General features: G+C 72.1%; 16 protein-coding genes and 1 pseudogene. 10 read left to right on the top strand and 7 right to left on the bottom strand.

From position 1 onward, the window contains the following. Window positions 1–52 precede the first annotated feature (52 nt). Both C4J65_RS18490 and C4J65_RS18485 read left to right on the top strand, forming a co-directional pair. Entirely contained in the window at window positions 53–1,564 is a 1,512-nt protein-coding gene (locus C4J65_RS18490; RefSeq protein WP_115743395.1) for an MFS transporter, read from the top strand. 50 nt (window positions 1,565–1,614) lie between these two features. Beyond that, a complete protein-coding gene (locus tag C4J65_RS18485) occupies window positions 1,615–2,496 on the top strand; it encodes an aminoglycoside phosphotransferase family protein (RefSeq protein ID WP_115743394.1) in 882 nt (293 codons plus the stop codon). Window positions 2,497–2,806: 310 nt separating this feature from the next. On the opposite strand, the pseudogene C4J65_RS18480 reads toward C4J65_RS18485, so the two are convergent. Next, a pseudogene (locus C4J65_RS18480) lies at window positions 2,807–3,050 on the bottom strand (phage tail sheath family protein); the annotation flags it as partial. A gap of 199 nt (window positions 3,051–3,249) precedes the next feature. Here C4J65_RS18480 and C4J65_RS18475 point away from each other — a divergent pair. Continuing rightward, entirely contained in the window at window positions 3,250–4,392 is a 1,143-nt protein-coding gene (locus C4J65_RS18475) for a hypothetical protein (protein WP_115743393.1), read from the top strand. A 155-nt stretch (window positions 4,393–4,547) separates the two neighbouring features. Here the strand turns inward: C4J65_RS18475 and C4J65_RS18470 are convergent, their stop codons facing one another. Further along, window positions 4,548–8,108, bottom strand: coding sequence for a LuxR family transcriptional regulator (locus C4J65_RS18470; protein WP_115743392.1), 3,561 nt, complete (start codon window positions 8,106–8,108; stop codon window positions 4,548–4,550). Between the two features lie 341 nt (window positions 8,109–8,449). Between C4J65_RS18470 and C4J65_RS18460 the strand changes: the two genes are divergently transcribed. From C4J65_RS18460 to C4J65_RS18450, 3 genes are all read left to right on the top strand, one after another. Beyond that, the gene (locus C4J65_RS18460; RefSeq protein WP_115743391.1) at window positions 8,450–9,127 is read left to right on the top strand and encodes a response regulator transcription factor; all 678 of its coding nucleotides are present in this window, start codon (window positions 8,450–8,452) and stop codon (window positions 9,125–9,127) included. 193 nt (window positions 9,128–9,320) lie between these two features. Then, window positions 9,321–9,998 (top strand): DUF4255 domain-containing protein, encoded by a 678-nt coding sequence (locus C4J65_RS18455; RefSeq protein ID WP_115743390.1) that lies wholly within the window; start codon window positions 9,321–9,323, stop codon window positions 9,996–9,998. A 93-nt stretch (window positions 9,999–10,091) separates the two neighbouring features. Next, window positions 10,092–12,059, top strand: coding sequence for an ATP-binding protein (locus C4J65_RS18450; RefSeq protein WP_115746513.1), 1,968 nt, complete (start codon window positions 10,092–10,094; stop codon window positions 12,057–12,059). A gap of 29 nt (window positions 12,060–12,088) precedes the next feature. Here the strand turns inward: C4J65_RS18450 and C4J65_RS18445 are convergent, their stop codons facing one another. From C4J65_RS18445 to C4J65_RS18425, 5 genes are all read right to left on the bottom strand, one after another. Then, a complete protein-coding gene (locus C4J65_RS18445) occupies window positions 12,089–13,546 on the bottom strand; it encodes an RICIN domain-containing protein (RefSeq protein ID WP_115743389.1) in 1,458 nt (485 codons plus the stop codon). A gap of 98 nt (window positions 13,547–13,644) precedes the next feature. Further along, window positions 13,645–15,081: an RICIN domain-containing protein gene (locus tag C4J65_RS18440; protein WP_115743388.1), complete on the bottom strand. Its 1,437-nt coding sequence runs from the start codon at window positions 15,079–15,081 to the stop codon at window positions 13,645–13,647. A gap of 74 nt (window positions 15,082–15,155) precedes the next feature. Next, window positions 15,156–16,586, bottom strand: coding sequence for a hydrolase (locus C4J65_RS18435; RefSeq protein ID WP_115743387.1), 1,431 nt, complete (start codon window positions 16,584–16,586; stop codon window positions 15,156–15,158). A 90-nt stretch (window positions 16,587–16,676) separates the two neighbouring features. Continuing rightward, on the bottom strand, window positions 16,677–17,408 hold the full coding sequence (locus C4J65_RS18430) for a DUF4157 domain-containing protein (protein WP_162833238.1): 732 nt from the start codon (window positions 17,406–17,408) through the stop codon (window positions 16,677–16,679). Window positions 17,409–17,535: 127 nt separating this feature from the next. Next, complete coding sequence (locus C4J65_RS18425; RefSeq protein WP_240330455.1) at window positions 17,536–20,298, bottom strand: hypothetical protein; 2,763 nt, start codon at window positions 20,296–20,298, stop codon at window positions 17,536–17,538. Between the two features lie 457 nt (window positions 20,299–20,755). Between C4J65_RS18425 and C4J65_RS18420 the strand changes: the two genes are divergently transcribed. The 4 genes from C4J65_RS18420 to C4J65_RS36365 all read left to right on the top strand — a co-directional run bounded on the left by C4J65_RS18420 (window position 20,756) and on the right by C4J65_RS36365 (window position 23,584). Continuing rightward, window positions 20,756–22,363: a phage tail sheath subtilisin-like domain-containing protein gene (locus C4J65_RS18420; protein WP_115743385.1), complete on the top strand. Its 1,608-nt coding sequence runs from the start codon at window positions 20,756–20,758 to the stop codon at window positions 22,361–22,363. An 86-nt stretch (window positions 22,364–22,449) separates the two neighbouring features. Further along, complete coding sequence (locus tag C4J65_RS18415; protein ID WP_115743384.1) at window positions 22,450–22,896, top strand: phage tail protein; 447 nt, start codon at window positions 22,450–22,452, stop codon at window positions 22,894–22,896. Beyond that, the gene (locus C4J65_RS18410; protein WP_115743383.1) at window positions 22,896–23,429 is read left to right on the top strand and encodes a hypothetical protein; all 534 of its coding nucleotides are present in this window, start codon (window positions 22,896–22,898) and stop codon (window positions 23,427–23,429) included. The genes C4J65_RS18415 and C4J65_RS18410 overlap by 1 nt, the downstream gene beginning before the upstream one ends. Continuing rightward, window positions 23,426–23,584, top strand: a complete 159-nt coding sequence (locus C4J65_RS36365; RefSeq protein ID WP_007450918.1) for a DUF6760 family protein — start codon at window positions 23,426–23,428, stop codon at window positions 23,582–23,584. Before C4J65_RS18410 ends, C4J65_RS36365 begins: the two co-directional genes overlap by 4 nt. Window positions 23,585–23,657: the final 73 nt, after the last annotated feature.

Raw genomic sequence — 23,657 nt, 5'->3', positions numbered from 1 at the left:
GCGGCCCGGGCAACGGGATGCGACACGTCCCGAATCGTGGTCTTCTGGCGAAATGAGTGGCTCCCGGACAGGTCGGACAGGCGGACCCGCCGCGCCCGCGGAGGCCGATACCCATCGCTGGTGGGCGCTGGTGGTGATCGCCCTGGCGCAGCTGATGGTCGTCCTCGACGCGACGATCGTGAACATCGCGCTGCCCTCGGCCCAGCGCGACCTGGACATGTCCGACGCCAACCGGCAGTGGGTGATCACCGCTTACACCCTCGCGTTCGGCGGCCTGCTGCTGCTCGGCGGGCGGGTCGCGGACCTGGTGGGGCGCAAACGCACCTTCGTCATCGGCCTGATCGGCTTCGCCGCCGCCTCCGCGATCGGCGGCGCCGCCACCACCTCGGTGATGCTCTTCGGCGCCCGCGCCCTCCAGGGCGTCTTCGCCGCCGTCCTGGCGCCGTCCGCGCTGTCCCTGCTGACGACGACCTTCACCGACCCGAGGGAGCGCGGCAAGGCCTTCGGCATCTACGGCGCGCTGGCCGGCAGCGGCTCCGCGATCGGCTTCATCGTCGGCGGCGTGCTCACCGAGTACCTGAACTGGCGCTGGTGCCTCTACGTCAACATCCCCATCGCCGTCATCGCCGTGATCGGCGCGTTCGCCCTGCTGCACGACCGGCCCGGCCATGCCGACGCCCGTCTCGACGTGCCCGGCGTGGTCCTCGGCTGCGGCGGTCTCGTCGCCCTCGTCTACGGCTTCAGCGAGGCCCAGCCCCGCGGCTGGACCGACCCGCTGGTGCTGGCCCTGTTCGGCCTGGCCGTGGTGCTCCTGGCCACCTTCGTGTGGTGGCAGACCCGGGCGCCGACGCCCCTGCTGCCGCTGCACGTCATCCGGGAACGCAACCGCGCCGGCTGCTTCCTGACGATGATGCTGGCGGTCATCGGTATGTTCGGGCTGTTCCTGTTCATGACCTACTACCTCCAGGTCATCCTCGGCTACTCCCCCGTGCGCACCGGCCTGGCGTTCCTGCCGCTGACCGCCGCGATCGTCGTGGGCTCCACCCAGATCTCGGCCCGGCTGCTGCCGCACGTGGGCCCGCGCATGCTGATGGTCCCCGGCATGCTCCTCGCCTCCGGCGGCATGGTGATCCTCACGCGGATGACCGTGCACTCGGAGTACGTCGCCGAGATCCTCCCGGCGCTGCTCCTGATGGGCCTCGGCATGGGTCTGACCTTCATGCCGGTGTTCTCCACGGCCACCGCCGGGGTCGCCCCGAAGGACTCCGGCGTGACCTCCGCGACGGTCAACACCTCGCAGCAGGTGGGCGGCTCGATCGGCACCGCGCTGCTCAACACGATCGCGACCAGTACGAGCGCCTCCTGGATCACCGCCCACCTCACCGACCCCTCCCAGCGGGAACTGATCGTCCGGGAGGGCATCGTGCACGGCTACACGGTCGCCATCTGGGTGGCCGCCGGCGTCATGCTGCTGGCGGCGGTGGTGGCGGGCGTGATGGTGACGGCCAAGGCGCCGAAGCACGGCACCCCGGCCGAACGTCCGGTGCCGGAGCCGGTGGGGTGAGGCGGAAATCCGCATGACCGCGGGGGCGCCCGCCGGTAGCGTCCGGAGGTGTGATCGACGTACCCGAGAAGCTCGCGGCCGCGCAGGCGAAGTACAACGGGGAGGCCGGGCGCGCCTTCGTCGAGGGGCTGCCGGCGCTGGCGGCCGGATTCCTCGAGCGGTGGGAACTGCGGCTCGACGGGCCGTCGATGCACGGGTGGGCGGCGCTGGTCCTGCCGGTCGTGCGCCGGGACGGCACCGAGGCCGTGCTGAAGCTCCAGATTCTCGACGCCGAGACCGAGGGCGAGCCACTCGCCCTGCGGGTGTGGGACGGAGACGGCGCGGTGCGGCTGCTCGACCACGATCCGGCCACCGGCACCATGCTCCTGGAGCGCCTGGACGCCGGCCGCATGCTCAGCCACGTCGCGGACTCCCGCGAGGCCGTCCTGGTCATCGCCCGGATGCTCGCGCACCTCACCGCGACCCCCGCGCCGCCCGGCGTGCGCCGTCTCGGGGACATCGCGCGGGGCATGCTGGAGCGGACCCCCGACACCCTGGAGCGCATCCCCGACCCGGCGGACCGGCGGCTGGTCGCCGACTGCGCCGCCGCCGTGCGCGAGGTCGCCGACGAGCCGGGCGACCGGCTGCTGCACTGGGACCTGCACTACGAGAACGTCCTCGCCGCGGACCGCGCCCCCTGGCTCGCCATCGACCCCAAGCCGCTGGCCGGCGACCCCGGGTTCGACCTGCTGCCCGCCCTCGACAACCGCTACGACCCGGGCGAGACCCGGTGGCGTTTCGACGCCATGACCGACGTCCTCGGGCTCGACCGGGAGCGGGCCCGCGCCTGGTCCCTCGGCCGGGTGCTGCAGAACAGCCTGTGGAACGTCGAGGACGGCGACCCGCTGGAGACGGAGCAGCTGGAGATCGGGCGGCTGCTGCGCGACCTGTGAACTCGGCGTTTGACGTCGTAGGTCACTCGACCTGCTGATCTGCAGTTCTTCCCGGGACAGCGGAGACGGCCGTTCTCCACGCTTCGAGATGTCGAGTAACGAAGTGGCGAGAGAACGGCCGCTGCCCATGAGTGTCTCCGGCGCGAGTGAGACGAGGGTTTCGCAACGTCCGCGCGACGGCGACCCGTCCGGCCACCGCGCCGAAACCGTCCCGACCAGGCCCGGGGCGGCCAACCGGCTCGGAGAACAGGCATCGTTCTACCGCGATCTGCCCCGGTGTTGCGGAGGAACGCAGATATTGATCACGGCCCAACACGTAGGCGGCCGTGCCGTTGTCGAAGAAGCCGTTGACGGAGTGCGCGAAGTAATACCCGTCGGTGAACCCGCCGAACGACGTGCCGCACTGGCTCCAGTTGGTCACCAGCGTCGGCTCGTTGAACGGACCGGTCGAGGCCAGGCCCACGAAGGCCGCCGCCGAGGTGCCCACCCTCGATCGGGCGCGAGCCGCTGACCGCCTCCTCGACGTGGACGCCTGGCGAAAGGCAGGACGACATGCTTTTGATCCCCGGGGGTAATCCACCGGAACTTCTGTAACCCTTGGGCATCGTGGCCGGGCCGGATAGGTCCGCCAGTCCCTGGTCTGCGGGAACGCACACTGCCCAGGGCATTGCCCTCGTGACTCTCGTCAGCGGAACGACGCGATGCTAGCGTCACCGAGGCTATGAGAAGCCAGTACGGAACAGGGAGCGCCCGGTGCACGAACGCGATGAACTGGCGAAGAATTCGGGGTCTGTTAAGTCCATTCGTCCGCCGCACCGCACCGCCGGCCCCTCCGCAGCGCCCGTCACGCCGCAGGCTGCCGCGATGCTGAATCTCCAGCGGCTGGCCGGCAACGCGGCCGTGGCCCGGGCGCTGGATCCGGAGCGGCAAGCGCAGCACCGGGTGGGCAACGCGGCCGTGCATCATGCCCTGCCGGGGCAGTCGGACGCCGTGCCCGTGCAGCGCGCGCCGCGTGACGAGTACCCACCCGGCACGTACGGCTACCGGCGCAGGGAGCGGCGACGGCTGGAGGATGAAGAGCCCACCCCGATCAGCGGTAGTACGCACCAAATGGAACACGCGTGGGGCTACGCTGCCACAGCGCGTTATGCCCCGGTGCCGCGGCGCCGCGACACCCAGCACGAGGGCAGGATCGGGGCGTACTACGAGACCCTGGAAGCCCACCGCGCCCACCCCGGGACCGGTTCGAGCTCCACGATCGCGAACAACGGTTTGAGCTCTGTCACCTACCGTGCCATGCAGGAAGAGCGCCTCAGGGACAACGACCCGGGCACGCCGTTGTTGATGAATCAGGTCTACTACAACGACATGCCGGAATTCACGCGTATGACGGGCACCCCGGCGGGCCGCCAATCGGACAGCAGCTTCCGTGCGATGCTGGACGCCAACCCGCCCACCCCCATCTACGACAGCGACGGCGAGGAACGGTGGACGCGGCGGCTGAGGCCGTACGAGCGTGCCGACGCCGACGTGACCCGCTCGACCATGCGCGCGGGCCGCTACCTCGACGCGGACGAACAGCGCACGATCATGGATCGCTACGGCGCCACCCGGACCGACGAATACCCCACGCGCTCAAGAGGGCCGGCCGACGACCTGGAGCTCAACTCGTTCCCTGACATCGACAGCGACACCGACGACGAGAGCTACAGCCGCCCGCCGCAGCGCCGCAGCGTCCGAAGCCGAAGCCCCCTGCGGAGCCGGCCGACCTTCGACAGCGACAGCGACGACGAGGGCTACAGCCGCCCGCGGCTGATCCGCCTCGCCCGGGACAGCAGCTACCGCGACCGAAGCCCTCTGCGGAGCCGGCCGTTCTTCGACAGCGACAGCGACTAGTGTCCGGTGTCGCAAATTGCGACTCTGAGCTTGACGTCTGACCTCGCAGCGCGGCGGCCGTGCTGACCTGGGCGGTTGAAACGTCAAGCTGAGACTGAAGGCCCTGTGAACATGGCGCGCCCCGTGGGAGGGCGTCGGACAGCCGTCGCCGGACGTCAGCCCTGCGGGTTGGGGTGCGCGTCCCGGGACCGGTCCCGTTCCCGGCGTCCGTCTCCGTGCAGCGCGCCCGGCAGTTCCGTTCTGCGACGTATCCGCAACTTGCGGTAGGTACTGGTCAGGTGGGTCTCCACGGTGCGCCGGGCGAGGTGCAGCAGGTCGGCGATCTCGGTGTTGGTACGGCCGTCGGCGGCCAGTTCGGCGATCCGGCGCTCGCTGCCGGTCAGCGCACCGGCGCCGGTGCGGGACGCCGACGAGCCCCGGGCGCCGCCCTCGCGCAGGGCCTGCCCGGCCAGGGTGAGCCAGCGCAGGGCGCCCTTGCGCTCGGCCAGTTCCGCCGCCTCGCGCAGCCGGGCCCGGGCGCGTCCGCGCTCGCCCGCGGCGAGGAGCTGGCGGCCCTGGTCGAGCAGCGCGGGGATCAGCTCCATGTCGGTGTCGGCGGGCGCGTCCCGCAGGGTCCGTACGGCCTCCTCGGCCAGCTCGAGCCCACGGCGCCCGCCGGTCGCGGTGCCCAGCACGCGCAGCGCGCGGCCCACGGTGCGCGGGGTGTTCCACACCCGGGCCAGCCGCAGTTCCTCCGTCGCCAGGGCCAGCGCCTCCGGTCCGCCGCCCAGCGCCAGCCGGCACTCCGCGACGGCCGTCCGCCACGGGGTGACGACCGGGCTGATCACCTCCCGGGCCGCCTGGCGGCGCCCGCACTCCAGGAAGTCGTGCAGGGCGCCCGCCGGGTCGCCGGTGGCGGCGCGCAGCACGCCCCGCGCGTACAGGTAGCGGTTCAGCTCCCAGTTCTCCGGCACTTCGCGCAGGTCGAAACGGTCGGCGTGGTGCAGGGCCTCGTCGGTGCGGCCGGTGTGCACCAGCGCCATCAGGGCGTGGGCGTCCCGGTTGGTGGGACCTGAGCCGGGTCCCGGGCCGCGGTCGGCGGCGAGCGCGAGCACCCGGGCGTGGTCGCCGCGGGAGGCAACGAGGTCGGCGCGGGTGTTGAGCAGCGCGTGCTGCATCGGGTGCAGCAGGGCGGGGTGCTGTCCGGCCAGGCCGCGTTCCACGAGCCGTTCGGCCTCGTCGAGTTCGTCGGCCCACTGGGCGACCGCGGCGGCCGTGCCGAGGAGGAAGGGTTCGGCCAGCGGATCGGTGGGCTGGGCGAGCAGGTCCCGCACCCGGACCATCGCCTCGTCGGCGGAGATCAGCGCTGCCGTCGCCGCGTACCGCACCAGCAGGGCCTGCCCCGCGGTGCCGACCAGTTCCGGGGAGCGCCGGCCGGTCTCGCACAGCCCCCGGTACACCTCCTGCCGGGTCGCCGGGTCCTCGTCGGACAGCAGCGCGGTGGCGGTCTGCACGGTGCGGGCCAGGCCCGGGTGGCCGGACAGCCGGCCCTCGGTGCGGCGCAGTACCTCCATCGCGGTACGGATCTCGCCGCGCCCGGCCAGGGCGGTGCCGAGGGCGACGGCCGTACGCACCCGGTTGCGCGGGTCGGCCGGCAGGTGCTGGGCCTCGGCGAGCCTGGCGATGGCGGCCGGGGTGTCGGCCGACGCGTACTCCAGGGAGCCCAGTTCGGTCAGCAGCCGTTGCCTGAGGCCGTCGGACACCGGCTCGTCCAGCGCCCGGCGCAGATAGGCGACGGCGTCGGCGGGACGGGCGTCGTGCACGGCGACGGTCACGGCGTCGCGCAGGACGCGCAGCGCCCAGGACAGGCCCACGGCCGGGGTCCGCAGCAGGTGCCGGGCGACCGCCTCGACGCGGTCGCCGCGGCGCAGCATCGCCTCCGCCGCCGACCGGTGCACGGCCTCGCGGCGCGGCCGGGGCCAGCCGGTCAGTACGGCGTCGCGCAGCAGCGGGTGCGCGTAGCGGGGGCGCCCGCCCGCGTCGGGGCGCAGCAGCCCGAGCCGCGTCATGGCGGCGAGCCAGCCCTCGATCCGCGCGGGATCGGCCCCGGCCGCCTCGGCGAGCACGTCGACCGGGTCCCCGGCCGACCCCCGCGCCGCGGGCGGGGAGGGGGTGCGCCACAGCGTCGTCCGGTCCGGCGCGTGGGCGGGCGGTCCGGTGCGGCGGTGGGCGGCGCCGGGTGCGGGCTCCGGTCGTCCGTCGTACGGCCCGTCGTACGGCCCGTGGACCGGGTACGCCGGGTACGGTGCCCCATCGGCGGGGTCGTCGGGGTGCGGATAGGGGCCGTGCTCCGGGAGCGCCGCGCCGCGGCCGGTTCCGCCGGGCAGCGGTGTCCGCGGATCCACGCCGCCGCCGGGGTCCGCGCTCCACACGTCCCGGCAGCCCGGCGCGATGTCCCGGGGCCGACGCGTACGCGCCGTCGGCGTCTCATGGGTGTGCCGACGCGCGATGCCGAACGGCGAGTCCTGCCGGTACGCACCGTCCGACAGCGAGGCCCGCGGGTACCCGGCACCGAACGGCGACACCTCCCGGTACATGCCGTCCGACGGAGACGCCTCCCGGTACACGCCGTCCAACGGAGACGCCTGCCCGTACGCGGCATCCGACCGAGACACCTGCCCATACGCGCCGTCCAACGGCGACGCCTCCCGGTACACACCGTCCGACGGAGACGCCTGCCCGTACGCGGCATCCGACCGAGACACCTGCCCGTACACGCCGTTCAACGGCGACGCCTGCTGGTACACGCCGTCCGACGGTGGGACCTGGCGGTACAGGGTCTCCGTATGCGGTGTCCGCGGGTGCGGGAGGGCATGCCGGAGGGCGGCCCGGTGGTCCGGCGGGCTCGTGGGCCAGGCCTGTTCCAGGGCCGCGAGGCAGCGCGCCACGTCGGCCGTCGCGGGACCCGCGCTGTTCAGCCACCAGGAGACGGCGGCCGGGTAGGACCCGGGATACAGCGCGGCGCAACTGTCCGGCACGGGCGGAATGCCGCCGGGGTGCGGGGTGCCGCCGAGGTCGTCCAGCAGGGCGTGCAGGAGCAGCGGGCTGCCCGCGCCGGCCCGTACGCACTCCTCGGTCCACCGCGCGGACGCGTCCGGGAAGGCGTCGCGGACCAGCCCGGCCGCCGCCGAGTCGCTGAGCGGGGCGAGGGTGTGGGTGCGCACCAGGGACGGGGACAGCGCCTGGGTGAGTCCAGCGGGCCGCGGGTCGACGTCGTACTGGCTGCGCTCGGTGGCGACCAGCAGTACCGGTAATCGGTCGACGTGCCGGGCCGCCTCCGTCAGCCAGCGGCGCGAGGAGTCGTCGGCCAGGTGGACGTCGTCGACGGCCAGCAGCACCGGGCCCTCGGCCGCGTAGGAGCGCAGCAGCCGCCACAGCCGGGCCGCGCTGCCCCGGTCGTCGCCGCCGGGCGCCATGTCCGTGAACTCGGGCACCGGACCGAGGAGATGGAGGACCATGGAGAAGGGCACCGAGGTGTCCTCGGGCGAGCAGCGCACACGCAGCACCCGAAGGCCGAGGTCCTCGGCGTGCCGGGCGGCGGTCTCCAGCACGGCGGTGCGTCCGGTGCCGCTGGCGCCGCGCAGCAGGACGAGGCGGCCGGTGCCGGCCCGGGCGCGCTCGATCTCGGCGGCCAACAACGCGTGGGCGTCGTCGCGTTCGCGGAGCGGTCCGGTCATCGGTGCCTCCTGTGGTGGATGGTGCTCCCCCGGTGTGTGAGACGAACGACTGCGGTGAACGGTGGTGCGAAGTGGCGCGGGTCACGGTGGTCCGCGGCCGTCTCCACGGGCCCCCGCGTCCTGGCGGGGCCCTCCGACCTGCCGGAATGCCCGCGCGGCGGCCGTTCGTGACGGTCGGCGCGCTGGTCTCGTGGTGTGCCTCGTGGTGCTCCACGATTGCGAAGTCCCAGCAGTCCCATAAGTGTGGAACACGCACATCCGCTACCGGCCTGTGCCGGACCGCGGGCACGTGAACAGGGGGGAAACGGTTGCTCAACTCACCCCGGAACACCACCACATCCATGACATCCGCCACATCCACGACGTCCGCGCACGGGCCGGGCAAAGCGGTCGGCGTCGTCGACCGGCGAGTCCCGGTGGCGGTGTCCGCTCCGGACCCGATCAGCCGCGAGGGCGCGGTCAGCCAGTTGCGCCGGCACCCGGAGATCGACCTGCGCGAGGAGTCGGGGCCCGGCACGGTGGCCCTGCTCATCGAGGACGCGCTCGACGACGCGGCGCTCACCCGGCTGCGCCGGATCGTGCGCAGCGAGGGCGCACGCGCCGTCCTCGTGATCGGTGCGATCCGCGAGAGCGAACTGCTCGACGTCGTCGAGTGCGGCGTCGGCGCCATCGTCTGGCGGCACGAGGCCACCGCCCACCGGCTGGTGCAGGCCGTACTGGCCGCCTCGCGCGGCGACGGCGACCTGCCCGCGGACCTGCTGGGCCGGCTCATCAGCCAGGTGGGCACGCTGCACCGAGGCGCGGCGGGACGCCCCGGCGCCCCCTCGCTGGGCCTCGCACCCCGAGAGGTGGACGTCCTGCGGCTGGTCGCCGAGGGTCTCGACACCGGAGAGATCGCCGGCAAGTTGTCCTACTCCGAACGCACCGTCAAGAACGTGATGCACGGGCTCACCACGCGGCTCCATCTGCGCAACCGCGCCCACGCCGTGGCCTATGCCCTCCGGGAAGGCTACATCTGACCGAACGGGCAATCGAGAGCGGACCCTTCGGTCCGCGCGGGCACGGCATCCTGCCCGTCCGTCGTCCCCGGGGCGCGTGCGGGCGGGACGGGCCGGAGGAACGATCGGTGAGAGCATCGGTGGCAGGCACCGGTGACCGGCGGCAGCGGGCGGGCCGTGCGGACTCGAGTGCGGGCAGGGCGGGAGCGCTAGCGTGATCCACGAGGTGGACGAGGTCCTCAAGACCCTCCTCACAGGCGGGACCTTGACCGACTCGGGCATCGACGTGGCCTTCGAGGCACCCACCCGTGACTGGGCGGCCCGGCGCAACGCCCCCGTGGTCAACACGTACTTGTACGACATCCGTGAGGACGTGAGTCGTCGGCACCGTGGTCAGATGGCGGTGCGCGACCAGGACGACATCGTCATCAAACGCCGCCAGCCGCCGCGCTGGTTCCGGCTGTCGTACCTGGTGACGGCCTGGACGAAGACCCCGCAGGACGAGCACCGGCTGCTGTCCGCGGTCCTGGCGACCCTGCTCCCCCGCGAGATGCTGCCGCCCTCGGAACTCCCCGGCTCGCTCGGCGCGCTCGGGCTTTCGGTGCCGTTGACGGTGGCCGGCATCCAGACCGAGGCCCGGTCCCTCGCCGAGATCTGGTCCGCCCTGGGCGGCGAGCTGAAGCCGTCCCTCGACCTGGTGGTGACCGCGCCCTTCCCGGCCTTCCCCGAGTACGAGGCCGGGCCCCCGGTCACCGAGGGCGCGACGGTCCGCGTCGGCGGCATGGAGGGCGACCCGCCGGTGTCCGAGGGACGCTCGCACCGACCGCACCAGGTGGCGGCGGTCCGCACCGCCCGCAAGGCCGCACCGGGCGGCCGTACGAAACGACAGTGACGACCCGTGACGACTGTGAACTCCCTCGGCACCACCGCCCCGGACACCGCCCCGGGCACCCTCTCAGCCCCGTCCGACGATCCCGCCCGGGTGATGCTCACCCGGCTCGCTGTCCTGCGGGAACGGGTGGCCGCGCTGGTCGACCACCGCACCGCCACCGACCCCACCGCCGACGACCCGCTGCGCGGCCTGTACCTGCCCGACGAGGCCGTCCACCACCTGCTGCGCACCTGGCCGTCCGGCGACGGCGAGCCCCCGGCCGTCGAACCGGTCCCGGTCGGCGCTCCGGCCGGCCCCGGGGACCGGCTGGCGCGGCTGGCCGTGCGGACGCGGCTGACCGAGCTGGACACCGCCGCCCTGCTCGTCGCCCTCGCCCCCGACGTCGACCGCACCTTCGAGCCGCTCTACGGCTACCTCAACAACGACGTGAGCCGCCGCCGCGCCACCGTGGGCCTCGCCCTCGACCTGTGCGGAGTGCCCGCGCACACGGCGACGGCCCGGACCCGCTTCCACGCCTCGGCCCCCCTGTGCGCCCTCGGCCTGCTGGAGGTGGAGGAGCCCGAGCGGCCCTTCCTCACCCGTTCGCTGCGAGTCCCGGACCGGCTCATCGGCCACCTGCTCGGCGACGACACCCCGGACGCCGCCCTCCTCGGCCTGCTGCTCCCGATGCCGGACCCACTGCCCGCCGCCGGCACCGACGCCGACGACTTCGTACGCCGGCTGGCCGCCCGGCTGCACGACGGCCCGCTCACCACCTACCTGCGCGAGCCGCGCGAGGGTGACGGCCTGGCCGCCGTCGCCTCCGTACTGGACGCCGCGGGTATCGACGCGCTGCGCTGCACCGAGCCCGCGGACCACGTACCGGAGCTGCTGCGCGAGGCCCGCCTCGGCGGCCGGGCGGTCGTGGTGGCGGGCCTGCCCGAGAAGCCGGGCCCGCTGGTGCGGGCGCTGACCGCGGCGAGGGACGTGACCGTCCTGGTGACGGACCCCCGCCCGTACGACCCGCACTGGTCCCCGACCGATCCGCTGGTCCTGGACGCACCGGGCCGCCGGGCCGGTGGCGCGGCCGCCTGGCACGCAGCGCTGGGCGCCGACGCCGACGGGTTCGACCTGGCCTCGGCCGTCGCTCCGTACCGGCTCGGCGGCGACCGGATCCAGCGGGCCGCGCTCACCGCCCGCACCCTCGCCGCCTTCGACGGCACGCCCGTCACCGCCGACCACGTCCGGCTCGCCGCCCGCCGCCAGTCGGCCTCCGGCCTGGAACGCCATGCCCGGCGGATCCGGCCCGCCGTGGACTGGCGGGACCTGGTGCTGCCCGACAAGCCCCTCGTCCAGCTCCACGAGCTCGCCCTGCGCGCCCGCCACCGCGACCAGGTCCTCGGCGAGTGGCGGCTGAGCGCGGGCGGCGGCCGCGGCCGGGGTGTCCTCGGCCTGTTCGCGGGCGAGTCCGGCACCGGCAAGACCCTGTCGGCGGAGGTGGTCGCCGCCGACCTGGGCCTCGACCTGTACGTGGTGCAACTGTCGTCGGTCGTGGACAAGTACGTCGGTGAGACCGAGAAGAACCTGGAGCGCATCTTCACCGAGGCCGACCGCACCGACGCCGTACTCCTCTTCGACGAGGCGGACGCCGTCTTCGGCAAGCGCTCCGAGGTCAAGGACGCGCACGACAAGTACGCCAACATGGAGAGCGCCTACCTGCTCCAGCGCCTCGAGTCCTTCGACGGCATCGCCCTGCTCACCACCAACCTGCGGGCCAACATCGACGAGGCGTTCACCCGGCGCCTGGACCTGGTGGTCGACTTCCCGTTCCCGGACGCCGGGCAGCGGCTGGCACTGTGGCGGCACGGACTGTCGCACGTCCCGGCCGCCGACGGCATCGACCCGGAGCCGCTGGCCCGGGACTTCGAGCTGGCCGGCGGTTCGATCCGCAGCGCCGTGGTCACCGCGGCCTACCTGGCCGCCGGACGCGGGGGAACGGTGACGGCGGACGACCTCCTGGAGGGCGCCCGCCGTGAGTACCGCAAGGCCGGGAGGCTGGTCCCGGGGGAAGGCGGCTGGTGACCGCCGGGTCCGGGACCGCCTGAGAGCCGTCAGTCCTTCTTCGGGTGGATGATCTCCCACTCCTGGTCGTCGACGTTGCTGCAGTTGTCGAGCACCAGCTTGGAGAAGAGGGCGCCGCCGTTCGCGCCCTCCACGCCGAGGCAATTCTGGTTGCTGGAGAAGTTGCGGATCCAGTAGGCCCCGCTCTCCTGCTTGTCGACCCACCAGAGCTGGTTGTCGGTCGCGGTGCTGCTGTCGCAGTAGAACTCGGTGACGGGCGTCCCCACGGCAACGGCGCCGTGGTTGGGCAGGTCCATGCAGAACTTGTCCTTGATGTTCCGGATCTGGAAGAGCGCCGCCCCGCCGGGGCCGCCCTTCTCGTACTTCACCTCGAGGTCCCAGATCTGGTTGTCGCCATCGGTGTCGTCGCAGACGGCCTGCTGGACGGGCCCGTCGGCCTGGCCCTTCTCCCGCCCGGGGAGTTCGGCGCACTGGTGGCTGGTGGTGTTGCGCAGCAGGATGTTCTGGGCGGGAACCACCGGCTTCACGGCCGGTTTGCCGGGCTTCTTGGACTCGCCGCCGCCCCCGCCGTCCTTGTCGCCGTCGTCCTTGTTCTCCCCGCCGCCGTCGTCCTTCGACTCCTCGCCGGCCGGCTGCTCGGGCGCCGCGGGCGCGGACTCGGCGGTACTGGGCAGCGTCTCCGGGGTGACGCTGGGGCTGGGCGCGAGGGCCACACCCGCCTCCTGCGTCTGCTCCGTCGCACTCGTACGAACCTGCGGCTTGTACGCGATCCAGATCATCACGAACGCGAGCGCCAACGCCACGAAGATCCCCAGGAACGTCGCCAGCCAACGCGGCAGGAACCCCCGCTGCACATACGTCCCCTCCACCTCGGTCGGATCCACCCCCGACCGCCGCACCGCCAGCCGGTACGGCCGCTCCTCCTTCGCCCCGAACCAGATGATCTGCTTCGGCTTCAGCGTCGTCTCCACGAACGCCGCACGACCCGGCTCGATCTGCACATTCCCCGGACGCACCTCGTACGACAGATGATCACCGGTATCACTGCCCGCGACCGACGCCGTCACCTTCGTATTACCGAGATTGTCCACCGCCAGCCGCGGCCGGCCCCGGAACCGCCCCTTCACCGTGTGCGGCACCAACTCCGCCCGCACCTCGGAGAACGCCGTGATCGTCAGGTTCCCCTCCGGAACCGTCACCGCGTCCGGATGCTCCGTCGGCACGATCCGCACCGCATACGCATTCGGCCCGGCCACCGCATCAGACGTACGCGGCGGAGCAAACGTCAGCTCCACCGTCCCCGTCGTCCCCGGATACAACCGCAACGTCTGCGGCTCGACCGTCGTCCAGGGAGCCACGCCCCCCACCGGCTCGAACCGGTACTCATCGACGACATCACCGGTATTACGCACCCGCAGCCGCACACGCGTACTACTGCCGGGGTCCACAGTCGCGGACGCGGGCTCCAGGGAAGTCCAAAGGCTCACACGCCGACGCTACGAGCCAACTCCCCGCGTGACAGCGGTACTCGGGGCAGTGACCGCTGCCCCAAGGTGCCTGATCGTACGACTTTTCGGACCCGGCGTCAGTCCTTCGACGGGTGGATGATCTCCCACTCCTGGTCGTCGGTGTTGGTGCAGTCGGCGATGTTCAGCGGGGTCTCGGTGCCGCCGTTCTGGCCCTTCACGTTCAGGCACTTGTTGTTGCTGGCGAAGTTGCGGATCCAGTAGTCCCCGCTCTCCTGCTTGTCGACCCACCAGAGCTGGTTGTCGGCCTTCGTGCCGTCGCAGTGGAACTCCGCGACTCCCGTGCCCACGGGGCGGGCGCCGTACTCCCCCAGGTCCATGCAGAACTGGTCCGTGGTGTTCCGGATCTGGAAGAGCGCCGCCCCGCCGGGGCCGCCCTTCTCGTACTTCACCTCCAGGTGCCAGTACTCGTTGTCGCCCTCTTCGTGGCAGTTGGCCTGCTGGACGATTCCGTTGATCTTGCCCTTGCCCCGCCCGGGGATGTCGGCGCACATGTGGGTGGTGGCATTGCGCAGCATGACGTTCCTGGCGGGTACCACCGGCTTCACGGCCGGCTTCTCGGGCTTCTTCGGCTCCCCGCCGCCGCCTCCGCCTCCGCCTCCGCCGTCACCGCCGTCGTTCTCGGGACTCCCGGCGGCCGGCTGCTCGGGCGCCGCGGGCGCGGACTCGGCGGTACTGGGCAGCGTCTCCGGGGTGGCGCTGGGGCTGGGCGCGAGGGCGACACCGGCCTCCTGCGTCTGCTCCGTGGCGCTCGTGCGGACCTGCGGCTTGTACGCGATCCAGATCATCACGAACGCGAGCGCCAACGCCACGAAGATCCCCAGGAACGTCGCCAGCCAGCGGGGCAGGAACCCGCGCTGCACATAGGTTCCCTCGACATCGGTCGGCTCGACCCCGGACCGCCGCACCGCGAGCTTGTACGGCCGCTCCTCCTTCGCCCCGAACCAGGTGATCTGCCGCGGCTTGAGCGTCGTCTCGACGAACGCCGCGCGTCCGGGCTCGATCTGCACGTTCGAGGGCCGGATCTCGTACGAGAGGTGGTCGCCGGTGTCGCTGCCCGTGACCGACGCCGTCACCTTCGTATTGCCGAGGTTGTCCACCGCCAGCCGCGGCCGGCCCCGGAACCGCCCCTTCACCGTGTGCGGCACCAGCTCCGCCCGCACCTCGGAGAACGCCGTGATCGTCAGGTTCCCCTCCGGGACGGTCACGGCGTCCGGATGCTCCGTCGGCGTGATCCGCACCGCGTACGCATTCGGCCCGGCCACCGCGTCCGGCGTTCTCGGCGGAGCAAACGTCAGCTCCACCGTCCCCGTCGTCCCCGGATACAACCGCAACGTCTGCGGCTCGACCGTCGTCCAGGGAGCCACGCCCCCGACGGGCTCGAACCGGTACTCGTCGACGACATCACCGGTGTTGCGGACCCGCAGCCGCACACGCGTGCTGCTGCCGGGGTCGACGGTGGCGGACGCGGGCTCCAGGGAAGTCCAAAGGCTCACACGCCGACGCTAGGGGCTTCCGGATGGCCCGTCAGGAGTCGCAAGGGCAAAGTACGTTGCCCTTGCACTCGTCGTCAGACCGTGATCCTGACGGCCTCGAGCTGAAGCTTTTCGCTCTGCATGTTGCTGCCGAAGTACCGCCAATTCCCGGGCTCGGTGCAGCCCTGCTTCAGCCAGCCCTTGTCCTTGACGTGGGTGTCCGGGCAGACGGTGCCTTCGATGGTCCGGAGGGCGAACCCCTCCATCGGCGAGATCGCCTCCTTGGTGTTGCCCAGGTACATGTCGGTCTTGTCGGGGGCACTCGACCAGTCGTTGCCGGTCAGCCATCCCTCCACGACATGGGCTCCGTTGCCGGTCACGCCCTTGGTGCCGGACACGGCGATGTTCAGGGCCTTGATCGGGAGGCTCTTGCCGACCGTGCCGGCCTCGGCGCCGTCGCACACCGGGTCCTGCCAGCCGTGGTCGGCCACGTAGGCGCGGTAGCAGATGTGCCGGCCCTCGCTGCGGGCGGCGATCTCCTTCACCGCCGTGGCCGCGGTGCGTACCGGCGGCTTGGGCTTCTTGGACTCGCCGCCGCCCCCGCCGCCGCCCTTGTCGCCGTCGTCCTTGTTCTCCCCGCCGCCGTCGTCCTTCGACTCCTCGCCGGCCGGCTGCTCGGGCGCCGCGGGCGCGGACTCGGCGGTACTGGGCAGCGTCTCCGGGGTGACGCTGGAGCTGGGCGCGAGGGCCACACCCGCCTGCTGCGTCTGCTCCGTGGCGCTCGTACGGACCTGCGGCTTGTACGCGATCCAGATCATCACGAACGCGAGCGCCAACGCCACGAAGATCCCCAGGAACGTCGCCAGCCAACGCGGCAGGAACCCCCGCTGCACATACGTCCCCTCCACCTCGGTCGGATCCACCCCCGACCGCCGCACCGCCAGCCGGTACGGCCGCTCCTCCTTCGCCCCGAACCAGATGATCTGCTTCGGCTTCAGCGTCGTCTCCACGAACGCCGCACGACCCGGCTCGATCTGCACATTCCCCGGACGCACCTCGTACGACAGATGATCACCGGTATCACTGCCCGCGACCGACGCCGTCACCTTCGTATTACCGAGGTTGTCCACCGCCAGCCGCGGCCGGCCCCGGAACCGCCCCTTCACCGTGTGCGGCACCAACTCCGCCCGCACCTCGGAGAACGCCGTGATCGTCAGGTTCCCCTCCGGAACCGTCACCGCGTCCGGATGCTCCGTCGGCGTGATCCGCACCGCGTACGCATTCGGCCCGGCCACCGCGTCCGGCGTTCTCGGCGGAGCAAACGTCAGCTCCACCGTCCCCGTCGTCCCCGGATACAGGCGCAACGTCTGCGGCTCGACCGTCGTCCAGGGAGCCACGTCCCCGACGGGCTCGAACCGGTATTCGTCGACGACATCACCGGTATTACGCACCCGCAGCCGCACACGCGTGCTGCTGCCGGGGTCGACGGTGGCGGACGCGGGCTCCAGGGAAGTCCAAAGGCTCACACGCCGACGTTACGGCCGGTCCGACGCGACGTCAGGACTCCCCGGGGCACATCGCGTTGCCCGAAGGGGCCGTCCGCGGGGCGAGCGGGTCTACACGGCGTCGTCCACGTCGTCGGTGACCGCTCGCTGGGCGACGAGGGACGGGGCGACGGTTTCTCCCGCCGAGAAAGCCGCTCCGTCGTTCACCGCCGCGACCTCGGAACTCTGCCCCGGGTCCGTGACCGGGGGGGCGCCGCCGCTCCCGCTGCCCGTCTCCGTGATTCCTCTGCTGTTCTTGTCGAGGTGGCTGGCCTCGTGGGCGAGGATCTCGCTGTTGCCGATGGCGGACGGGCCGAGGAACACGTCCATGCCGATCGTCATGGCCTCGGCGCCCATGGCCGCCGTCGCGCGCTGGGCGATCGGGCCCGTGTGCATGCGGGCACCGGCGAGGGCGGGATTCTGATAGAACGGCACGGCCTTGTCGAGGAAGGACCCGGGGAGCGACGAACTCGGCGACCTCTTGGCCTCGTCCAGAAGCTGGTGCTGCCCCTCCGGGCTCCGGTCGTCGATCCCGTCGTGCCCGCAGCCCGCGCCGTGCTGGTGCGCGTCCGGGTCGAGGCGGCGCTGGACGGTGTGCCCGCAGCCGGGACCGTGCTGGTGCGCGTCCCGGGCGACCACCCGCTGGACGGCGGCGTTGCCGGCGCTGCTCTGGAGCGCCAGGACCGTCGCCGCCGCCATCGGCGCTCCGCCCACCGCGGTGAGGGGCGCGGGCGTGACCCGGTGTGGAGCGCGGCCGCCCCGGGCGGCCTGCTGGTCGGCGGCTTCCTCGTGCGCGCGCACCATGCGCTCCCTTCGACACCGGACGTGTAACCCTCAGCACTACCGGAACTTCCCCGCCGTCGACAGGTCTGCGCGGGCAACACCGGGGGCAACGGCGCCCGGTGCCGCGTCCGGTCACAGCACGGGAGGCTCAGAGCGAGGAGAGCGCCTTGGCTATCGCCTCTTCCCACTCCGTCTGCAGGTCGGGGTCGTTGAGCGAGGCCAGCCACTGCTCGTCGTCCTGCTTGTGCTTCACCGGGCTGCACTTGAGGGCCTTGAGGAAGTCACGGGCCTTGCGCCGGATGTCCTCGGGGACGTTCTCGCCCACGGGCACGGCCGGACCGGCCGCCTGCGCGTAGAGCTCCTGCGCGTTGAGCTGCCGCTTTCCCTGCTTGATGGGGTGCGTCACCGTGATCGCCTCCTTCAACGCGTTGCTCTTTCTGCCCCGGCCGTCCTCGTCCAGCCTGGGCGGCTCGGGCGTCGGCGTTCCTTCCTGAGGCAGGGTGGTCCGGGCGTGCTTCTGGTAGTCCCGTACCGAGTCGTAACGCTTGTTGGCCTTCCGCAGGCCCTTCTCGACCGCGCCTTCGCCCAGGGCCACTGCCGTCGTAGCGCCCACCACACCGGCCCCGATCCCGCCGGAGACCGCTCCTACCGCGGCCGCGATCGCCACGGCGCCGGCGGTGGTGCGCGCGATGTTGCCGCCCCCGTTGATGGCGCGGCGCCTGAGTTTCCTCTTCTTCTTCATCACCGCGTAGTCCCGCCCGCTGGCCAAGTGCCCCATCAGCTCCTGCCTCAGGCCCTCGATGTGGGTGCGACCGGCCTCGACCGCCTGCAGCGCCTCCGCTTCCGCGCCGGGCTCCGCGGCCGCCAGACTGACGGAATCCTGGGCCAGTTTCGTGTTGGCCGTTCCCAAGGCGTCGAGAACATCTTGGAGCTTTCGGTCGCGCTTGGCGATTTCTCCACTGAAGTGCGTCTTCAGCTCCTTGCGCTGCGCACGCGTGTCCTTGAAGACCTTGACGTCGCGGCCGACGGTCAGGGCGGAGAACGCGATGGTGAGGCCACCGCCGGCGGCGCCGAGCTCAGCCATTCCGGCCGCGTTCTCGGTGACTCTGCCGATGTTGTCGGCGCCCTTCACAGCGTCGTTGATGAGCATGAGGCCGGCCGTCACCGCGCCGTTGAACTTGGTTCTCAGGTTCTTCCGGTGCTCGTGGGAAGCCGGACCCGACTCGTCGCGCTTCTTGTACGAGTTCTTCAACGCCCTCACGTTGTCGATGGTGCCGGTGAGGTCGGCGACCGTGTTGGGCACGGCCTCGCCCAACTGCTGGGCTGCGGTGTCATGCACCGTCCCGGTGTCCCCGTGCTGCGTCGCCTCCGCCCGCTGCGTTCCGCTGTACGGCGCGCTGGCCCGCAGGGCCCCCACGTCGGGGACGTCGGTCCATGCCTTGACCTTGGCGTTGCCCTTACCGGCGGCGTCCCTGGCCTGCTTGCGGCGGGTCCCGCGGGCCTTGCCGGTACCTGCCGGCTCTGCTCCGTCCGTCTTTGCCGCGGCCTCCTTCGCGGCCTCCGCCGCGGCCTCCTTCGCCTTCTTCTCCGCCTCCCGGGCCTCCTTCGCCGCGCTCAGCGCCGTCGTCGCCGTGCTCTGGGACGCCCTCTGGTCCAACTGCTTCTGCCCCGCGACCGCTGCCCTGTTCTGTGCTTCGGCCGCGTCCTGCGCGTGCCCCCGCTCCTCGGCGCGGGCCGCCTCCGCCTGCTGCCGCCGCGCCGCCGCGACGTGCGCCTGCTTGTCCGCGTCGGCCTGGGCCCGGTCGGCCTGCCCCAGCGCCTTGTCCGCGGCCTCCTTGTGCCGTGCCGCCTCACGCTCGGCCTTGCCGCGCTCCCGCGCCGCGGCGTCGGCGTCCTTGTCCCGCCGCGCTGCCAGATCCCCGGCCGCCTTCGCCTGCTCCTGCGCCGTGTCCCGGTCCTCGGCGCACGCGCTCGCCTCGTCCTCGGCCTTCTTCCGCGCCTCCTCGGCGGCCTTGCCCTCCCCCGCCCGCCGACGCGCATCCTCCTCGGCAACCCCCGCCTTCTTCAGCGCGTCGGCCGCCTCCTCGGCCCACTTCTTCACTCTTTGCGCGATCTTGTCCTCGGCCTCGGCCTCGGCCTCGGCCCTGGCCGCCCGCCGCTGCGCCTGGTCCTCGGCCTCCGCCTTCGCCCGTGCCGCGGTCTCGGCGGCCTCCTGCTGTTCCTTGGCCTCCTTGGCCTGCTTCCTGAGCTGCGCCACCTTGGCCTCGGCGGCCTCCTGCTTCCGTCCGGCCTCGTCGGCCTGCTTCTTGAAGTCCGCCGCCCTGCCCTTGGCGGCCTTCCGCTTCCCCTCGGCCTCCTCGGCCCTCTCCGTGTACTTCCGCTCCTCGGCACGGGCCGCCTTCGCCGCCGCGCGTTGCCCACGCTCGGTGTCCTGGAGCCCGCCCGCCCTCTCCTCGGCGGTCTGCTGCTTCTCCGTCGCCGTGCCGGCCGCCTCGGTGAACTTCTCCTCGGCCTCGAGCGAGTTCGTCCGGCTCCGCTCCGCGGCCCCGGCGGCCCCTTCCAGCTTTTCCGCCCTGCCCCGGGCCGCCGCCGCCTTCCCGCGTGCCTCGGCCGCTTCCCCGGACGCCTCCCACACGTCGGTCTCCGCATCGGCCCGCGCCAGCGACGCGGCAGCGACCTTCGCCTTCTGGGCGGTCACCTCGTCCACGGCCGCCTGCTGCTCGGCCGCCGTGTCCGCGCCCCGGCCCGTCGTACCGCCCGGCCGCTCGGACTCCGTCACCGGCGTGATCTGCAGGTCGTCCACCGGCGCCGAGGCCGCCCGCGCCACCACCGTGCCCCGGGGGAGTTGCGCCGTACCGACCGCGCGCTGGACGGCCGTACCGGACGACCCACGCCGGATCGCCGAGGTCACGGCCCGGTTTCCCGCCGCTGCCTGCAGCAAGGCGAGCGGAGGTTGCGGGCGTCCCTGCGGGCGGGGCCGCGCCGGAGCGGCCTCGGCCGGGCGGTGTCTCTGCGTGTGGTTCAAGCGGTCCGACACGGACGATCCCCTCCTGACACCCCGTCACCGTTCCCGGCCCATGCGGGGCAGCGCCCCGGTGCGGCGGGACGGCGCGCCCCGGAACGGGGCTTGATCGCAAGATGACATCCTGGCGAACTGACAGTCGACACAAGACGTTGAATCAGAAACGCCGGGCGTCCACCAGGGGTCTTCGAGGGGAAGTACCGGCAATCCGCAGGAGTCTGCCCCAATGGGCACGACCGGGGGCAGGGAACGTGCCCCCGTACCGGCACCCGGGGACGTTTCGGTGGCGGCAACGCGCGCGTGAGGCTGAGGGGCGTCCTGTCTCGTACCCCGAGGAGAGCAGAGCATGCCGTCCTACCTGTCGCCCGGCGTCTACGTCGAGGAGGTGGCCAGCGGCTCGCGCCCGATCGAGGGAGTGGGCACGTCGGTGGCGGCCTTCGTCGGTCTCGCCCCGACCGGCCCGCTGAACGAGCCCACGCTGGTGACCAACTGGACGCAGTACGTCGCGGCGTTCGGTGACTTCACCGGCGGGTACTACCTCGCGCACTCCGTCTACGGGTTCTTCAACAACGGTGGCTCCGCCGCCTACGTCGTCCGGGTCGGCGGTTCGGCCGACGACTCCGCCGTGGGCGACGACGCGAACGGCACCACCGCGCCCGCCGCCGTCACCGGCAGCGCCGCCAAGGCCGCGCTGCCCGCCGCCGAGCCCAAGCAGCTCGGCACGTTCGCCGTGACGGCCAACGCGGCCGGCCAGAGCGGCCCGCTGACCGTCGAGGTCGCCGACCCCGAGGGCGAGGGCCCCGCCGAGCGCTTCAAGCTGATCGTCAAGGACGGCGACAAGCCGGTCGAGACCTTCGACGTGAGCGCCAAGAAGGGCAACCGCTCCTACGTCGTCACCCAGGTCAAGGAGCGCTCCAAGCTCATCACCGTGACCGAGGCCGCGCCGTCCGCGCAGCTGGCCCGGCCGGAGAACCAGACCCTGACGCTGCCCGCGCCGCCGTCCGCCGCCCCCGCCGTTCCGGCCGGGCAGGTGGAGAGCGCGCAGGCGGGCCCGACCGAGTACATCGGCGACTCCGCGGACCGCACCGGCTTCGGCGGCCTGGAGGCGATCGACGAGATCTCCATGGTCGCGGTGCCCGACCTGATGGCCGCCTACCAGCGCGGCGCGATCGACCTGGAGGCCGTCAAGGCCGTCCAGCTCGGTCTCATAGCCCACTGCGAGCTGATGGGCGACCGCGTCGCCATCATCGACCCGCCGCCGAACCAGAACGCCCGCCAGATCCGCGTCTGGCGCCAGGAGACGGCCGGTTACGACTCCAAGTACGCGGCCCTGTACTACCCCTGGATCAAGTCCTTCGACCCGAAGACCGGCCAGTCCCGCCTGGTCCCGCCGAGCGGCCACGTCGCCGGCATCTGGGCCCGCAACGACGCCGAGCGCGGCGTGCACAAGGCCCCGGCCAACGAGGTCGTCCGCGGCGCCGTGGACCTGGAGCTGCAGATCACCCGCGGCGAGCAGGACCTGCTCAACCCGATCGGCGTCAACTGCATCCGCTCCTTCCCCGGCCGCGGCATCCGCGTCTGGGGTGCGCGCACCCTCTCCTCCGACCCGGCGTGGCGCTACCTGAACATCCGCCGGTACTTCAACTACCTGGAGGAGTCGATCCTGATCGGCACCCAGTGGGTGGTCTTCGAGCCGAACGACCACAACCTCTGGGCCCGCATCCGCCGCAACATCTCCGCGTTCCTGGTCAACGAGTGGCGCAGCGGCGCCCTGTTCGGCCAGAGCCCGTCCGAGGCGTACTACGTCAAGTGCGACGAGGAGACCAACCCGCCGGAGTCCGTCGACCTCGGCCGGGTCGTGTGCGAGATCGGCATCTCGCCGGTCAAGCCCGCCGAGTTCGTGATCTTCCGGCTGGCCCAGTTCTCCAGCGGCAGCGGGGAGCTGGAGGAGTAGGAGGAGCAGCGGACGGCACTCCGCCCTCCCACTCCCTCTACTCCCTCGTACGCCATCGTCAAAAGCCTCAGAAGGACTGAGAACACATGAGTCTGAACCCGGGTGACTCCCTTACTTCACACAATTTCGGTCTGCAGATCGACGGTGTGATGATCGAGTACCTCTCCGAGGTCAACGGCATCACCCTCGAGCAGGACGTCATCAAGTACCCGCAGAACAACGGCGCGACCGGCAAGACCGAGATCGCCGTGATGCCGGGCTCCGCGAAGGACGGGCAGTGCACCGTCGTCCGGGGTATGACCCAGTCGAGCTCGTTCACCCAGTGGATCAACGACTCGCTCGAGGGTCGTATGTCCGCCGCCCGCAAGAACGCCTCGATCATCGTGATGGACTACGAGGACAACCCGGTCAAGCGGTACAACCTGCGCAACGCCTGGTGCAGCAAGATCGACATGAGCCCGGTGAAGGCCGGTGAGGCCGCCGCGCTGACCGAGACCGTCACCATCGTGTTCGAAGAACTGGTCATCGAGTAATGCGGCGAACGCCTGCCAAGGCAGCTGCCGCGGCACCCCAGACCGCGGCGGCGGGAGCGGACTTCCCCCGTTCGGCTCCGGCCGCCGCGCCGGCGGAGGCGCCGGCCGGTCCGCCGGCCGGCCCTCCGGCCGGACCCCCGGTCGAAGCGGCTCCGCGGCAGGAGTTGCGGACCGAGTTCCCCTTCGAGCTGCCGCGCGGGTACGTCGACGACTCGGGCACGGTCCACAAGGACGGTGTGATGCGCCTGTCGACGGCACGGGACGAGCTGATCCCGCTGCGCGACGTTCGGGTGCAGGAGAACCCGGCGTATCTGTCGGTGGTGCTGCTCGGCCGGGTCATCACCCGGCTGGGCACGCTGTCGATGGTGCACGACGGCATCGTGGAGAACATGTTCGCCTCCGACCTGGCGTTCCTCCAGGACTTCTACCGCCAGATCAACGCGGAGGGGCACACCCGCGCGGCCGTCGCCTGCCCGCACTGCTCGGAGGCCTTCGAGGTGGAACTCGGCGGGAGCCGCCTGGGGGAATCGTGACGTACGCGACCGACCGGCTGCACGAGGAGATCGCGTACGTCGCCTACCACTTCCACTGGAGCCTGGAGGCGATCCTGGACCTGGAACACCAGGACCGCCGCCGGTACACGGACCAGATCGCGTCCCTCGTGACGCGTGGCACGGCGGAGGGCTGATCGGTGGGATTCCTGGACCGGCTGCGGGGCCGTCGGGACGGCAACGACGGGACCGGGGGCGAGGTGTCCTCGT

Origin of the sequence: Streptomyces sp. CB09001, assembly GCF_003369795.1 — a bacterium.
GTDB lineage: Bacteria > Actinomycetota > Actinomycetes > Streptomycetales > Streptomycetaceae > Streptomyces.
This window is presented reverse-complemented; position numbering and strand designations above follow the sequence as displayed.

What these genes read in the sequence shown, in the direction of transcription:
- C4J65_RS18430 (WP_162833238.1), bottom strand. Translation starts at nt 17,408, where the DNA reads ATGGTGCGCGCGCACGAGGAAGCCGCCGACCAGCAGGCCGCCCGGGGC.
- C4J65_RS18470 (WP_115743392.1), bottom strand. Translation starts at nt 8,108, where the DNA reads ATGACCGGACCGCTCCGCGAACGCGACGACGCCCACGCGTTGTTGGCC.
- C4J65_RS18460 (WP_115743391.1), top strand. Translation starts at nt 8,450, where the DNA reads ATGACATCCGCCACATCCACGACGTCCGCGCACGGGCCGGGCAAAGCG.
- C4J65_RS18420 (WP_115743385.1), top strand. Translation starts at nt 20,756, where the DNA reads ATGCCGTCCTACCTGTCGCCCGGCGTCTACGTCGAGGAGGTGGCCAGC.
- C4J65_RS18490 (WP_115743395.1), top strand. Translation starts at nt 53, where the DNA reads ATGAGTGGCTCCCGGACAGGTCGGACAGGCGGACCCGCCGCGCCCGCG.
- C4J65_RS18415 (WP_115743384.1), top strand. Translation starts at nt 22,450, where the DNA reads ATGAGTCTGAACCCGGGTGACTCCCTTACTTCACACAATTTCGGTCTG.
- C4J65_RS18410 (WP_115743383.1), top strand. Translation starts at nt 22,896, where the DNA reads ATGCGGCGAACGCCTGCCAAGGCAGCTGCCGCGGCACCCCAGACCGCG.
- C4J65_RS18450 (WP_115746513.1), top strand. Translation starts at nt 10,092, where the DNA reads ATGCTCACCCGGCTCGCTGTCCTGCGGGAACGGGTGGCCGCGCTGGTC.